The 13399-nt window shown below is 53.9% G+C and carries 12 protein-coding genes and 4 tRNA genes; 11 read left to right on the top strand and 5 right to left on the bottom strand.

Features of this window, described 5'->3' with window-relative positions; translation table 11 throughout:
- Positions 1-24: 24 nt before the first annotated feature.
- The 5 genes from thrP (at position 25) to HV314_RS25000 (ending at position 1945) form a co-directional block, all read left to right on the top strand.
- Positions 25-1410 carry a bifunctional threonine/serine APC transporter ThrP gene (gene thrP, locus HV314_RS25020; protein ID WP_016155119.1) on the top strand — a complete coding sequence of 462 codons (1386 nt, stop codon included), beginning with the start codon at positions 25-27 and terminating at the stop codon, positions 1408-1410.
- A gap of 102 nt (positions 1411-1512) precedes the next feature.
- Positions 1513-1589 (top strand) — tRNA-Arg (locus HV314_RS25015).
- Between the two features lie 56 nt (positions 1590-1645).
- Positions 1646-1721, top strand: a tRNA-His gene (locus HV314_RS25010).
- 20 nt (positions 1722-1741) lie between these two features.
- Positions 1742-1827, top strand: a tRNA-Leu gene (locus HV314_RS25005).
- A 41-nt stretch (positions 1828-1868) separates the two neighbouring features.
- A tRNA-Pro gene (locus HV314_RS25000) sits at positions 1869-1945 on the top strand.
- 459 nt (positions 1946-2404) lie between these two features.
- Here HV314_RS25000 and hemY read toward each other — a convergent pair.
- The 4 genes from hemY to hemC are packed head-to-tail and all read right to left on the bottom strand — an operon-like array spanning position 2405 to position 6482.
- A complete protein-coding gene (hemY, locus tag HV314_RS24995) occupies positions 2405-3604 on the bottom strand; it encodes a protoheme IX biogenesis protein HemY (RefSeq protein ID WP_047499566.1) in 1200 nt (399 codons plus the stop codon).
- A 2-nt stretch (positions 3605-3606) separates the two neighbouring features.
- The gene (gene hemX / locus HV314_RS24990; RefSeq protein ID WP_181546971.1) at positions 3607-4782 is read right to left on the bottom strand and encodes a uroporphyrinogen-III C-methyltransferase; all 1176 of its coding nucleotides are present in this window, start codon (positions 4780-4782) and stop codon (positions 3607-3609) included.
- Between the two features lie 21 nt (positions 4783-4803).
- Positions 4804-5544, bottom strand: a complete 741-nt coding sequence (hemD, locus tag HV314_RS24985) for a uroporphyrinogen-III synthase (RefSeq protein WP_016155122.1) — start codon at positions 5542-5544, stop codon at positions 4804-4806.
- Complete coding sequence (gene hemC / locus HV314_RS24980; RefSeq protein WP_181546969.1) at positions 5541-6482, bottom strand: hydroxymethylbilane synthase; 942 nt, start codon at positions 6480-6482, stop codon at positions 5541-5543. The genes hemD and hemC overlap by 4 nt, the downstream gene beginning before the upstream one ends.
- Positions 6483-6877: 395 nt before the next feature.
- Between hemC and cyaA the strand changes: the two genes are divergently transcribed.
- Complete coding sequence (gene cyaA, locus HV314_RS24975) at positions 6878-9424, top strand: class I adenylate cyclase (protein WP_181548130.1); 2547 nt, start codon at positions 6878-6880, stop codon at positions 9422-9424.
- A gap of 40 nt (positions 9425-9464) precedes the next feature.
- Here the strand turns inward: cyaA and cyaY are convergent, their stop codons facing one another.
- Positions 9465-9785 (bottom strand): iron donor protein CyaY, encoded by a 321-nt coding sequence (gene cyaY / locus HV314_RS24970; protein ID WP_003828967.1) that lies wholly within the window; start codon positions 9783-9785, stop codon positions 9465-9467.
- A 138-nt stretch (positions 9786-9923) separates the two neighbouring features.
- Between cyaY and lptM the strand changes: the two genes are divergently transcribed.
- From lptM to yigB, 5 genes are read left to right on the top strand one after another with little or no spacing between them, the layout of a single operon-like run.
- Positions 9924-10127 (top strand): LPS translocon maturation chaperone LptM, encoded by a 204-nt coding sequence (gene lptM, locus HV314_RS24965; protein WP_003017937.1) that lies wholly within the window; start codon positions 9924-9926, stop codon positions 10125-10127.
- A 48-nt stretch (positions 10128-10175) separates the two neighbouring features.
- Entirely contained in the window at positions 10176-11000 is an 825-nt protein-coding gene (dapF, locus tag HV314_RS24960) for a diaminopimelate epimerase (RefSeq protein WP_016155126.1), read from the top strand.
- Positions 10997-11704 (top strand): DUF484 domain-containing protein, encoded by a 708-nt coding sequence (locus HV314_RS24955; RefSeq protein ID WP_047358746.1) that lies wholly within the window; start codon positions 10997-10999, stop codon positions 11702-11704. The genes dapF and HV314_RS24955 overlap by 4 nt, the downstream gene beginning before the upstream one ends.
- Positions 11701-12603: a tyrosine recombinase XerC gene (xerC, locus tag HV314_RS24950; RefSeq protein ID WP_046274891.1), complete on the top strand. Its 903-nt coding sequence runs from the start codon at positions 11701-11703 to the stop codon at positions 12601-12603. The genes HV314_RS24955 and xerC overlap by 4 nt, the downstream gene beginning before the upstream one ends.
- Positions 12603-13319 (top strand): 5-amino-6-(5-phospho-D-ribitylamino)uracil phosphatase YigB, encoded by a 717-nt coding sequence (yigB, locus tag HV314_RS24945; RefSeq protein ID WP_181546967.1) that lies wholly within the window; start codon positions 12603-12605, stop codon positions 13317-13319. The genes xerC and yigB overlap by 1 nt, the downstream gene beginning before the upstream one ends.
- The last annotated feature ends 80 nt before the right edge of the window (positions 13320-13399 follow it).

The following is a 13399-nucleotide window of genomic DNA, read 5'->3' as shown; positions in this document are numbered from 1 at the left end:
TATGCAAACACAACAAGAGGATTTATGGCCGAGAACAAACCTGAGCTACAGCGTGGGCTGGAGGCTCGTCACATCGAATTAATTGCCCTTGGGGGGACAATTGGCGTCGGGCTATTTATGGGGGCCGCCAGTACCCTGAAATGGGCGGGACCTTCGGTTCTGCTGGCATACATTGTCGCCGGGCTGTTCGTCTTTTTCATTATGCGTTCTATGGGGGAGATGTTATTCCTCGAGCCGGTTGCCGGTTCATTTGCTGTTTACGCCCATCGTTACATGAGCCCCTTCTTTGGTTATCTCACCGCCTGGTCATACTGGTTTATGTGGATGGCGGTGGGGATATCAGAGATTACCGCCATCGGGGTGTACGTCCAGTTCTGGTTCCCGGAAATGGCACAATGGATACCCGCACTGATAGCTGTCGGACTGGTTGCGTTGGCAAATCTCGCCGCGGTTCGCCTGTATGGTGAAATTGAGTTCTGGTTTGCCATGATTAAAGTGACCACCATCATTGTGATGATCGTCATTGGATTAGGGGTGATTTTCTTCGGTTTTGGCAATGGCGGTCAGGCGATCGGCTTTGGCAACCTGACTGAGCATGGCGGCTTCTTTGCTGGTGGTTGGAAGGGCTTCCTGACGGCATTGTGTATTGTCGTGGCTTCTTACCAGGGTGTGGAGCTGATCGGCATTACTGCGGGTGAAGCGAAGAATCCGCAGGTCACGCTGCGTAGTGCAGTAGGGAAAGTGCTGTGGCGTATTCTGATTTTCTACGTCGGTGCGATTTTTGTTATCGTCACTATTTTCCCGTGGAATGAGATTGGCAGTAACGGTAGCCCGTTTGTTTTGACCTTTGCCAAGATTGGTATTACCGCCGCGGCAGGGATTATTAACTTTGTGGTCCTGACGGCGGCGCTGTCGGGCTGTAACAGTGGGATGTACAGCTGTGGGCGTATGCTTTACGCGCTGGCAAAGAATCGCCAGTTACCTGCCGCCGTTGGAAAAGTTTCTCGCCAGGGCGTGCCGGTTGCCGGCGTGGCTATTTCTATCGCGATCCTGCTGGTTGGTTCGTGCCTGAACTACATCATTCCCAACCCGCAGCGTGTGTTCGTTTATGTCTATAGCGCCAGCGTGCTGCCGGGGATGGTGCCGTGGTTTGTGATCCTGATAAGCCAGATACGTTTCCGTCAGGCGCATAAAGCGGCGATCGCCAGTCATCCCTTCCGCTCGATTCTGTTCCCGTGGGCGAACTATTTGACGATGGCGTTCCTGATTTGCGTATTAATCGGCATGTACTTTAATGAAGATACCCGAATGTCGCTGTTTGTTGGCATTATCTTCTTACTGGCCGTGACGCTCATTTATAAGGTTTTTGGCCTGAATCGTCATGGCACAGCCCAAAAATTGCAGGAATAAGCGACAAAACGCACAAACCATGACCAAACGATAATTTATTTTAAAAAAGCACTAGACAGCAGACCGAGACCTCCGTAATATCCAGCCCCGCAACGGCGCTAAGCGCCCGTAGCTCAGCTGGATAGAGCGCTGCCCTCCGGAGGCAGAGGTCTCAGGTTCGAATCCTGTCGGGCGCACCATTTAGTAAGGTGCCGGAGCTGCGGTGGTTTTAATACCGCGTAAAAGATTTGCAGTGGTGGCTATAGCTCAGTTGGTAGAGCCCTGGATTGTGATTCCAGTTGTCGTGGGTTCGAATCCCATTAGCCACCCCATTAATTTAAAGTTGTGAAATGCGAAGGTGGCGGAATTGGTAGACGCGCTAGCTTCAGGTGTTAGTGTCCTTAGGATGTGGGGGTTCGAGTCCCCCCCCTCGCACCACGACTTAAAGAATTGAACTAAAAATTCAAAAAGCAGTAAAACGGCGAGTAGCGCAGCTTGGTAGCGCAACTGGTTTGGGACCAGTGGGTCGGAGGTTCGAATCCTCTCTCGCCGACCAATTTTGAACCCCGCTTCGGCGGGGTTTTTTGTTTTCTGATTTTCCCTTCTCAGCCTTTATTTCCCCGAATTTCCTGATGTCTTAAAAAGTCCGGTTCCATTGTTTTTGCAGTGCAATCGTGGCATGCCTTGTGCAATAATATACGGGTAGATGCTCATTCCATCTCTTATGTTCGCCATCTGGCCTCATAAACTCAGGAATGATGCAGAGCCGTTTACGGTGCTTATCGTCCACAGACAGATGTCGCTCTGGCCTCATCAAACACCATGGACATAACGTTGAGTGAAGCACCCATTTATGTTGTCATACAGACCTGTTTAACGCCTGCTCCAAAAGAGCGGGCGTTTTTTTATGCATATACACCTCATCCTTCAAGTCGCCTCGAAGCATCTCGAATGATTTGGTGTATATGAAATAACGGTAGGCCCGGTAAGCGAAGCGTCACCGGGCAAGAAGGAATTACTGCGGGGGATTGTTGTTCTGCAGCGTCAACATCAGGCCATCACGACGCATGGTGGCGGCTTCTTCCGGCTGATGCAGTCTGTCCAGCGCGTCAGCAAGCCAGGCGTAGTCATAGGCATCTGGACGCTGTTTGAGAGCGGCACGGAAGGCGAACGTGGCTTCCTGCCATTCGCCGTGCTTCATTAGCGACTGGCCCAGCGTGCTCCACAGTAATGGGCGATCGCCGACGGCTTTAATCTGCTGGCGCAACACTTTTTCTATCTGTTCCGGGTTGTTGGTTTTCAGACGCGGGATCGGCAGCACCAGGCGGTCGTCATACTGGCGTTTAAGACCATCAATGATGACCTGCTGTGCCGTATCGTGATCGTCACACTCAATCAGATGTTCAGCCATTGCCACCTGCAGGGCAACCTGGTGACGGGTTTTACGGTTCTGGTTTTTCCACCATGCACGTAGCCCCTCGCTGCCCTGATCGGCGCGAACCTGATCCATCAGACCAACCCATGCCTGCTGTTCCAGCATCGCGCGGTGCTCGTCATCACCCACGTGCGCTTTTGCCATGGATGGAATGATATCCAGTAACGAACTCCATGCACCGGTACGAATGTAGGCCTGTTCAGCCAGACGCAGCACTTCCGGATGACGTGGCGTCACTTCCAGCAGTTTATCTACGCTGTGGCGCGCGGCGTGATTTTCATTACGCGCCAACTGCAGGCGAACGCGAGTGATTTCTACTGGGATCGTATCATTTCCGGCCAGTTCGGTAGCACGCTCAAGGTGTTGGTTGGCACGAGCTTCGTCACCGCGCTGTTGAGCAGCTTCTGCCGCCAGCAGGTAATTCACTACCGGCTGTTCTGCATGATCGGCGTTTTTCGACATCAGCTTTTCAACCTGCTGATAATCGCCTTCTGCCAGCTTGAGCAGCGCCTGCTCGGTCTGCTTACGGGCGCGACGACGCTTCCGACCGACAAACCATCCGCGGGTATGCGCGCCAGTGCGGAAAATTCGGCGCAGCAGCCATTCAATCGCAAACAAGACGACCATTGCGACGATCAGAATGATCACCAGACCCGTCACGCTGGTTTCGATATTGTAATTATCCGTCTGGATCAGCACGTAGCCCTGATGACCGGCAATCATTGGACCGACAACGATCCCGGCGATCAACAGCACAAAGAGCAATAATACTTTAAGCATCATTATTCTCCTTGCGGCGCAGTTGCCGGAGTTTCAGCTGAAGGCGCAGGAGCTGCTGCAACCGGCGCTGTGGCAGGCTGTGCCAGTAAATTACGTACGCGGGTCTGCATGAGCTTGTCGAGAAGCGCCTGGCTCTGCAGCGTTTCCGGTACGTCCATGCTGATGCTTTGTTGGCTCAGTTGGTCTACCTCTTCAAGGAAAGCTTTGGTGGCTGCATCGTCGGTGTCGTAGTAGGCGCGCACCCAGGTGGAGACGTTTTCCAGCGCCTGGCGATATGTTTCCTCCTGATGACGTGGCACGGCCTGGGCAGCTACTAACAGGCGAGAACGGATATTTTCACGTAAGTAAACGTCCTGGTTCGGTGCCAGCAGCGGGACGGCGGTTTCATCACGACGGCGAACGGTGATAAAGCTGTCCATAAAGTTCTGCCAGCTTTTTTGCAGATTGACGCGCCATTCGCTGATCGAGCTGGAAAGCTCGCTACTGTCGGAATCCATCGGCGAATCGTCGGTGTCGTTGTCGGCCAGACGCAGGTTATCAATCTGGTTAGAGAGCTGATTCACTTTCAGGATAATGCCGTCATAGTCGACCTGAGTCACCGCAGAGAGGCTCGCGATATCGTCGGTAATCGCGCGACGGGCGGTAATCAGGCTAGGGTCATTCATATCCGCCAGGCTGGCGTCAGCGCTTTTCAGCAGCGCCGCGGCGGTAGTAACGTCCTGATCGCTCCATAATTTGCGACCGGCCAGTTTCACCAGAAAATCAGCCTGCGCCAGCAGCCATGTCCCGGCATCGCTGCCGGAGATAGTGGCGACTTTTTGCTGGACTTCGTCAAGCTGTTTGACCAGCGCGGACTGCTGGCGAGCGGCTTCATCCAGCTGCGTTGCCTGCTGCTTAATAATGCCTTCCAGCTCAGCTTTTTGGCTTTCTTGCGCTTTTTGCAACGCCGTAAGCTGGTTCGCCAGCGCATCGCTGGTTGCTGTCTGCGTTGTTGCCTGCTGTTTCCCCCAACCGTACAGCCCAACGCCTGCAGCCAGCGCAATAGCAATCGCCACTGCGCTCAGAATCAGCGCCGTGCTGTTCTTACTCTTTTTTTCAGTATTGACTGGCTGTGACGTGGTTTCCACGGCCTCCCTGGTCTCTTCAACCACGGCGGAGGATTTTTCTTGTTCCGTCATTATGGCATCCCATTATGAGAGTTATTGTAATGCGCGTAGTAGCGCATCGTTGTCGGCGTTATCAGCGACCTTAATATCTTGCCAGCCCAGTTCCCGGGCGAGGTGCGCCAGACGCTCACTGACGACCAGCAGCCGACAGCGTAGTAACCAGTGCTCACGATACCACTGCGGAATGAGCGACCAGAGCTGTTGTAGCATCTCTCCGCTGGTGACAACCACCGTGGTCACACCACGAGATTGCCAGCGCATCGCTTCTTCTGCACCATCGTAATATTTTGCACTGCGTTGATAACATTCACAAAAATCGACATCAGCTCCGCGTGCTGTCAGGGTTTCACCTATCAGCTCACGGCCACCATTGCCGCGTAATATAAGCGCGCGTTTTCCCGCAATATTTTGTAATTCAGGTAATTGTAGCAAGACTTCGCTAATTTCCCGATCCAGAGGGTAGTGAATATTGAAACCGCTAACGGTATGCAGCGCCAGCGCCGTTGTGCGACCAATGGCAAAATAACGCGGAAGGGAGGGCCAGCTTTTCCCTTGTTGCTGAAGCTCGGCATCTGCAAAGGTGACGGCGTGCTGCGAGAGGGCGAAGACCAGATCGTTTTCCGTCAGCGCCGACAGTCGGGAAGCAAGCGTTGCCAGTTCCCGACCGGGCGAAAACTCGATGAGCGGAAAGCTCCAGGCCACCTGCCCCAGTGTGCGCAGACGGCTCACTAACTCTTCCCCTGCGGGAGACGGGCGGGTGACCAGAATACTCATGCGGTGGCTTCTCCGTTGTAAACTTCAGCCAGAATGGTGCGCGCACCGTTCTCCAGCAGCTCTTCAGCCAGAGAGATGCCCATCTGTTCAGCTTCCTGCGCGGCGCCGCGACGTTCTCCGCATACCATCTGCGAACCGTCAGGCGCGCCGACCAGCGCCCGCAGCCAAATCTCACCGTTAATGAGTTCTGCATAACTGCCGATAGGGACCTGACATCCCCCTTCCAGGCGAGTATTCATGGCGCGTTCGGCTTTGACGCGTAGTGCCGTCTCTTCATGGTTGAGCGGCGCTAACAGCGCCTGAGTGCGCATATCATCCAGTCGACATTCTATGCCAACTGCGCCTTGCCCGACAGCGGGTAGAGAGACTTCCGGCGGCAGAGCGGTGCGGACTCGCGACTCAAGACCTAAACGTTTTAATCCGGCGACCGCCAGAATAATGGCGTCATAATCGCCGTTATCCAGTTTGCTCAGACGCGTACCTACGTTACCGCGCAGTGAACGGATGACGAGATCCGGGCGACGCTTTGCCAACTGGCACTGGCGACGCAAACTGGATGTCCCGACGATACTGCCTGCCGGGAGTTCATCCAGCGTGTTGTACTTATTTGAGACGAAAGCATCACGCGGATCCTCTCGCTCGCAAATGGTGACCAGTCCAAGACCGTCAGGGAATTCAACCGGCACATCCTTCATGGAATGCACGGCGATATCGGCGCGTTTTTCCAGCAGCGCGACTTCCAGCTCTTTAACAAACAACCCTTTCCCCCCGACTTTCGCCAGCGGGGTATCAAGGATCACATCGCCACGGGTTACCATCGGAACCAGTTCCACGATCAGACCGGGGTGGTTTGCCATTAAGGCGTCTTTGACATAATGTGCCTGCCAGAGCGCAAGGGGGCTTTGGCGTGTGGCAATTCTCAAAACATTGTCTAACATGCTTGTTACCGTCATTATCAATCATTGACCATCCTAACATCCTTATCAAAGGGATGTCAGCGTTACGCTCAAACGTGAGTGAGAGGAAAAGGCGCTGCATCATCACTGGCAGTGAATAATGACGAGAAACCTCCCGACCGTATGAAGGAATTTACACGTAACGAACGGTGCTACACTTGTATGTAGCGCATCTTTCTTTACGGTCAATGAGCAAGGTGTTAAATTGATCACGTTTTAGACCATTTTTTCGGCTGTATAGCATAAAAAAATATGGGCGAAAAAACAGGTAACGGTTATTTTTGACATACGGTTTATCCGAATTGATGACGATTATTGTGAGCGCTTGTGCCGCAGCAATCGACAACATGACGGATAGCAACATCAGGCGATACGTCTTGTACCTCTATATTGAGACTCTGAAACAGAGACTGGATGCCATAAATCAACTGCGTGTGGATCGCGCGCTTGCTGCCATGGGACCTGCCTTCCAGCAGGTATACAGTCTGCTGCCGACATTATTGCACTACCACCATCCGCTGATGCCGGGTTACCTTGATGGTAACGTTCCCAAAGGCATATGCCTTTACACGCCTGATGAAACCCAACGCCACTACCTGAACGAACTGGAACTGTACCGCGGTATGTCACCGCAGGATCCTCCCAAGGGCGAACTGCCTATCACCGGCGTTTACTCAATGGGCAGCACCTCTTCGGTAGGGCAAAGCTGTTCCTCTGACCTTGATATTTGGGTCTGCCATCAATCCTGGCTGGATAGCGAAGAGCGCCAGCTGCTGCAGCGTAAATGTAGCCTGCTGGAAAGCTGGGCCGCCTCGCTGGGCGTGGAAGTCAGCTTCTTCCTGATTGATGAAAACCGTTTCCGCCACAATGAAAGCGGCAGTTTGGGTGGTGAAGACTGTGGCTCGACGCAGCATATCCTGTTGCTTGATGAATTCTATCGCACCGCTGTGCGTCTCGCGGGTAAACGTATTCTGTGGAATATGGTGCCGGGCGACGAAGAAGAGCATTACGACGATTACGTCATGACGCTTTACGCACAGGGTGTGTTAACGCCAAACGAATGGCTGGATCTCGGCGGACTCAGTTCGCTCTCCGCCGAAGAGTACTTTGGCGCCAGCCTCTGGCAGCTGTACAAGAGTATCGACTCCCCGTACAAAGCGGTATTGAAAACGCTGCTGCTGGAAGCTTATTCCTGGGAATACCCCAATCCACGCCTGTTGGCGAAAGATATCAAACAGCGCCTGCACGATGGCGAGATCGTCTCTTTTGGTCTCGACCCTTACTGCATGATGCTGGAGCGCGTTACCGAGTACCTCACGGCGATCGAAGACCCGACTCGTCTGGATTTAGTGCGTCGATGTTTCTACTTAAAAGTGTGTGAGAAACTGAGCCGCGAGCGTGCCTGCGTGGGCTGGCGTCGTGAAGTATTAAGTCAGTTAGTGAAAGAGTGGGGCTGGGATGACGCCCGTCTGACCATGCTGGATAACCGCGCTAACTGGAAGATTGACCAGGTACGCGAAGCGCATAACGAACTGCTCGATGCGATGATGCAGAGCTATCGTAACCTGATCCGTTTTGCCCGCCGAAATAACCTCAGCGTGAGCGCCAGCCCGCAGGATATCGGCGTGCTGACCCGTAAGCTGTATGCCGCATTTGAAGCATTACCAGGTAAAGTAACGCTGGTGAACCCGCAGATATCTCCGGATCTCTCGGAACCGAATCTGACCTTTATCTATGTGCCGCCGGGCCGTGCCAACCGTTCGGGTTGGTATCTCTATAACCGCGCGCCTAACATGGACTCGATCATCAGCCATCAGCCGCTGGAATATAACCGCTACCTCAATAAACTGGTGGCGTGGGCCTGGTTCAACGGCCTGCTGACCTCGCGTACGCATTTATTTATTAAGGGCAACGGCATTGTTGATTTGCCGAAGCTGCAAGAAATGGTCGCCGACGTGTCGCATCACTTCCCGCTGCGACTGCCAGCGCCAACGCCGAAGGCGCTCTATAGCCCGTGCGAGATTCGCCACCTGGCGATTATCGTTAACCTTGAATATGACCCGACGGCAGCATTTCGCAATCAGGTGGTACATTTTGATTTCCGTAAGCTGGACGTCTTCAGCTTTGGTGAAGAACAAAATTGCCTGGTGGGTAGCGTCGACCTGTTGTACCGCAACTCGTGGAATGAAGTGCGTACGCTGCACTTCAACGGTGAGCAGGCGATGATTGAAGCGTTAAAAACGATTCTGGGCAAAATGCACCAGGATGCCGCGCCGCCGGATAGCGTCGAGGTCTTCTGCTATAGCCAGCATCTGCGCGGTTTAATTCGCACCCGCGTGCAGCAACTGGTGTCTGAGTGCATCGAGTTGCGCCTCTCCAGCACCCGTCAGGAAACCGGACGCTTCAAAGCGCTGCGCGTTTCCGGTCAGACGTGGGGTCTGTTCTTCGAGCGCCTGAACGTCTCGGTACAGAAGCTGGAAAACGCGATTGAATTTTATGGCGCGATTTCACATAACAAACTGCACGGGCTTTCCGTTCAGGTTGAGACCAATCATGTGAAACTCCCGTCAGTGGTTGACGGTTTTGCCAGCGAAGGGATCATTCAGTTCTTTTTCGAAGAAACGGGTGATGAGCAGGGCTTTAATATCTACATTCTGGATGAGAGTAATCGGGCTGAGGTGTATCACCACTGCGAAGGCAGCAAAGAGGAGCTGGTACGCGATGTCAGCCGTTTCTACTCGTCGTCGCACGATCGCTTTACCTACGGCTCCAGCTTCATCAACTTTAACCTGCCGCAGTTCTATCAGATTGTGAAAACCGACGGGCGCGCGCAGGTGATCCCGTTCCGTACCCAGCCGATTAGCGCCGTGCCGCCCGTCAGTCAGGAAAACGACACTCCGCTGTTGCAGCAGTATTTCTCGTGAGCATGATGCCGGACGCGCGAAGCGTATCCGGCAATAAAACTTAACGGAAGCTCACCTCTTCACCCGCCTGCTGTGTCGCCGCCTGTTCTAGCAGATCCCAGAACGTTTCGCCGCTACGGTCGCAGATCCACTCGTCGCCTTTCAGGTCAAAGTGGTAGCCGCCCTGTTTGGTCGCCAGCCACACCTGATGCAGCGGCTCCTGACGGTTAATAATAATTTTGCTGCCGTTTTCGAAGCTGATGGTCAGCACGCCGCCGTTGATCTCACAATCGATATCGCTGTCGCCGTCCCAGTCGTCCAGACGCTCTTCAATGGTCATCCACAGGGTGTCAGCAAGGCGATGAAATTCACTGTCGTTCATTTTCTTATCCTGTTTTTCGTGATGACGGCAGTATAACCTGAAACAAAACGCGTTGCAGATTACAGGCTAACTCTTGCTTTTACGCCTTCTCCTGCGATGATAGAAAACAGAAAGCATGAACTTTACAGGCAATCGATAATGAAAAACGTGTTAAAGCCACTCGCTGTCATTTTTACTCTGTTCAGCCTGACGGGCTGTGGGCTAAAAGGTCCGCTCTATTTCCCGCCAGCAGATAAAACCGCGCCGCCTCCGACCAAGAGCGTTCAGCCGCAATCGCAATCCACCACGCCAGAGAAAAACGATCGTGGGATTAGTGACGGGCCTTCTCAGGTGAATTACTGACGGCAGGAATAGATGTATATTTCTGTACCCGCGTGAACGGAGTGAATGATGCAATTCTCTAAAATGCATGGCCTTGGCAACGATTTTATGGTCGTCGACGCGGTAACGCAGAATGTCTTTTTCTCACCAGAGCTGATCCGCCGCTTGTCCGACAGGCATCTCGGCGTTGGATTTGATCAACTGCTGGTGGTTGAACCTCCGTATGATCCGGAGCTGGATTTCCACTACCGTATTTTTAATGCCGACGGTAGTGAAGTGTCACAGTGTGGCAATGGCGCCCGCTGTTTTGCCCGCTTTGTTCGCCTGAAAGGGCTGACCAATAAGCGTGATATTCGCGTCAGTACCGCTAATGGTCGTATGGTATTAACCGTAACCGACGACGAGCTGGTACGGGTGAATATGGGTGAACCCAATTTTGAACCCGCGCAGGTTCCGTTTCGCGCCAACAAAGCAGAGAAGACCTATATTATGCGCGTGGCTGAACAGACAGTATTGTGCGGCGTGGTTTCAATGGGGAACCCGCACTGCGTAATTCAGGTTGATGATGTTGATACGGCCACGGTAGAAACGTTGGGGCCGGTTCTGGAAAGCCACGAACGCTTTCCTGAACGCGCCAACATCGGATTTATGCAGGTGGTAAAGCGCGAGCACATCCGGCTGCGCGTCTATGAACGCGGCGCGGGTGAAACGCAGGCCTGCGGCAGCGGTGCGTGCGCCGCTGTTGCGGTTGGCATCCAGCAGGGCCTGCTGGCAGAAGAAGTGAGGGTGGAATTACCGGGCGGTCGACTTGATATCGCCTGGAAAGGTCCGGGTCATCCGCTGTATATGACTGGCCCGGCGGCACATGTCTACGACGGATTTATTCACTTATGAAGCAACCAGGGGAAGAACTACAGGAAACGCTCATGGAGCTGGACGACCGGGCGGTCGTCGATTACCTGCAACGTAATCCTGAGTTTTTTATCCGTAATGCCCAGGCAGTTGAAGCGATGCGTGTTCCGCACCCGGTGCGGGGCACGGTCTCTTTAGTGGAATGGCATATGGCGCGGGCACGTAATCATATCAACGTGCTGGAAGAGAATATGGCGTTGTTGATGGAACAAGCCAACGCCAATGAAAGCCTGTTCTATCGACTGTTAAATCTGCAAGCACGGCTGGTATCGGCCAGCAGTCTTGACGACATGCTGATGCGATTTCATCGCTGGGCGCGTGAGTTAGGGCTGGCTGGGGCGACGGTTCGTCTGTTCCCGGATCGCTGGCGACTTGGTGCGCCATCAAAATTCACTCATCTGGCATTAAGCCGTCAGGCTTTTGAACCGCTGCGTATTCAGCGTCTGGGCCAGTCACTGCACTATCTTGGACCGCTCAATGGCCCGGAACTTCTGGTCATGATGCCCGAAGCGAAAGCAATAGGCTCGGTGGCGATGTCGATGTTGGGGCAAGATGGATCCCTGGGCGTGATGCTGTTCAGCAGTCGCGACGTTAATCATTACCAGCAGGGGCAAGGTACGCAATTACTGCAGGAAATCTCGCTGATGTTGCCGGAGCTGCTGGAGCGCTGGATTGAACGCGTATGACCGATTCACCCCTTTCTCAGGATGTGGCGCGCTTTTTACGCTATCTGGGCGTTGAGCGCCAGCTTAGCCCGATCACATTGCTGAATTATCAGCGTCAGCTTGATGCCATCATTGCGTTAGCCGGAGAGACCGGTCTGCAAAGCTGGCAACAATGTGACGCTTCGATGGTACGCAGTTTTGCCGTGCGCAGCCGTCGTAAAGGGCTGGGGCCGGCGAGCCTGGCGCTGCGTCTCTCCGCATTGCGCAGTTTCTTTGACTGGCTGGTTAATCAGGGCGAGCTGAAAGCCAATCCCGCAAAAAGTGTTTCCGCGCCGAAAGCACCGCGTCATCTACCTAAAAATATCGATGTCGACGACGTTAATCGTCTGCTGGATATCGACCTCAACGATCCCCTCGCCGTGCGCGACCGGGCAATGTTAGAAGTGATGTACGGCGCAGGGCTGCGTTTGTCTGAACTGGTTGGGCTGGATATTAAACATCTCGATCTCGACACCGGCGAAGTATGGGTGATGGGGAAGGGCAGTAAAGAACGTCGCCTGCCAATTGGCCGCAATGCAGTGGCGTGGATTGAGCACTGGCTGGACCTGCGGGGGCTATTTGGCAGCGATGACGATGCGTTATTCCTGTCAAAACTGGGCAAACGCATTTCTGCGCGTAATGTGCAAAAACGCTTTGCGGAATGGGGGATCAAACAGGGGCTGAACAGCCACGTACATCCCCACAAATTGCGCCACTCTTTTGCGACGCATATGCTGGAGTCGAGCGGCGATCTGCGCGGGGTACAGGAGTTATTGGGGCATGCTAATCTCTCCACTACCCAAATCTATACCCATCTTGATTTTCAACACCTGGCTTCAGTGTACGATGCGGCGCATCCACGCGCCAAACGGGGGAAATAATGCGTTTTTACCGGCCTCTGGGGCGCATTTCTGCGCTCACCTTTGACCTTGATGACACCCTTTACGATAACCGTCCCGTTATCACACGCACCGAGCAGGAAGCGCTCGCGTTTGTACAGAATTACCATCCGGCGTTGAATTCGCTGCAAAATAGCGACCTACAGCGCTTACGTCAGGCCGTTCGCGACGCCGAGCCGGAAATCTACCACGACGTTACCCAATGGCGTCACCGCGCCGTAGAGCGCGCTATGCTGGAGGCGGGATTGTCAGAAGCAGAAGCCAGAATGGGGGCGAATGCGGCGATGATGAATTTCGCCAAATGGCGTAGCCGCATTGACGTCCCGCAGGCGACGCATGACACGCTGAAGGCGCTGGCCCGCAAATGGCCGCTGGTGGCGATCACCAACGGTAACGCACAGCCAGAACTGTTCGGCCTGGGAGATTACTTTGAGTTTGTGCTGCGCGCCGGTCCCGACGGGCGATCAAAACCGTTCAGCGACATGTACGCGCTGGCGGCGGGTAAACTGAAAATTCCTGTGGCTGAGATTCTGCATGTGGGCGATGACCTGACGACAGACGTGGCGGGGGCCATCCGTTGCGGTATGCAGGCCTGCTGGATCAAACCGGAAAATGCCGACCTGATGCAAACCGCAGACAGCCGTTTGCTGCCGCATATCGAAATTTCACAGTTGGCATCTCTGACCTCGCTGATATAATCACCAGCAGAACTCTGTATATATACCCAGCTTTTTGGCGGATGGCGCTACGCTTATCCGCCTTACCTACTTTTACGCGG

Origin of the sequence: Citrobacter sp. RHBSTW-00887 (assembly GCF_013728095.1) — a bacterium.
Lineage (GTDB): Bacteria > Pseudomonadota > Gammaproteobacteria > Enterobacterales > Enterobacteriaceae > Citrobacter > Citrobacter braakii.
Note: the sequence above shows the minus strand (reverse complement) of the source record. Positions and strands in the feature narration are given on the sequence as shown.

Coding starts and splice junctions, on each gene's coding strand:
- xerC (WP_046274891.1), top strand. CDS start 11,701: ATGACCGATTCACCCCTTTCTCAGGATGTGGCGCGCTTTTTACGCTAT.
- thrP (WP_016155119.1), top strand. CDS start 25: ATGGCCGAGAACAAACCTGAGCTACAGCGTGGGCTGGAGGCTCGTCAC.
- HV314_RS24955 (WP_047358746.1), top strand. CDS start 10,997: ATGAAGCAACCAGGGGAAGAACTACAGGAAACGCTCATGGAGCTGGAC.
- yigB (WP_181546967.1), top strand. CDS start 12,603: ATGCGTTTTTACCGGCCTCTGGGGCGCATTTCTGCGCTCACCTTTGAC.
- lptM (WP_003017937.1), top strand. CDS start 9,924: ATGAAAAACGTGTTAAAGCCACTCGCTGTCATTTTTACTCTGTTCAGC.
- hemC (WP_181546969.1), bottom strand. CDS start 6,482: ATGTTAGACAATGTTTTGAGAATTGCCACACGCCAAAGCCCCCTTGCG.
- cyaY (WP_003828967.1), bottom strand. CDS start 9,785: ATGAACGACAGTGAATTTCATCGCCTTGCTGACACCCTGTGGATGACC.
- dapF (WP_016155126.1), top strand. CDS start 10,176: ATGCAATTCTCTAAAATGCATGGCCTTGGCAACGATTTTATGGTCGTC.
- hemD (WP_016155122.1), bottom strand. CDS start 5,544: ATGAGTATTCTGGTCACCCGCCCGTCTCCCGCAGGGGAAGAGTTAGTG.
- hemX (WP_181546971.1), bottom strand. CDS start 4,782: ATGACGGAACAAGAAAAATCCTCCGCCGTGGTTGAAGAGACCAGGGAG.
- hemY (WP_047499566.1), bottom strand. CDS start 3,604: ATGCTTAAAGTATTATTGCTCTTTGTGCTGTTGATCGCCGGGATCGTT.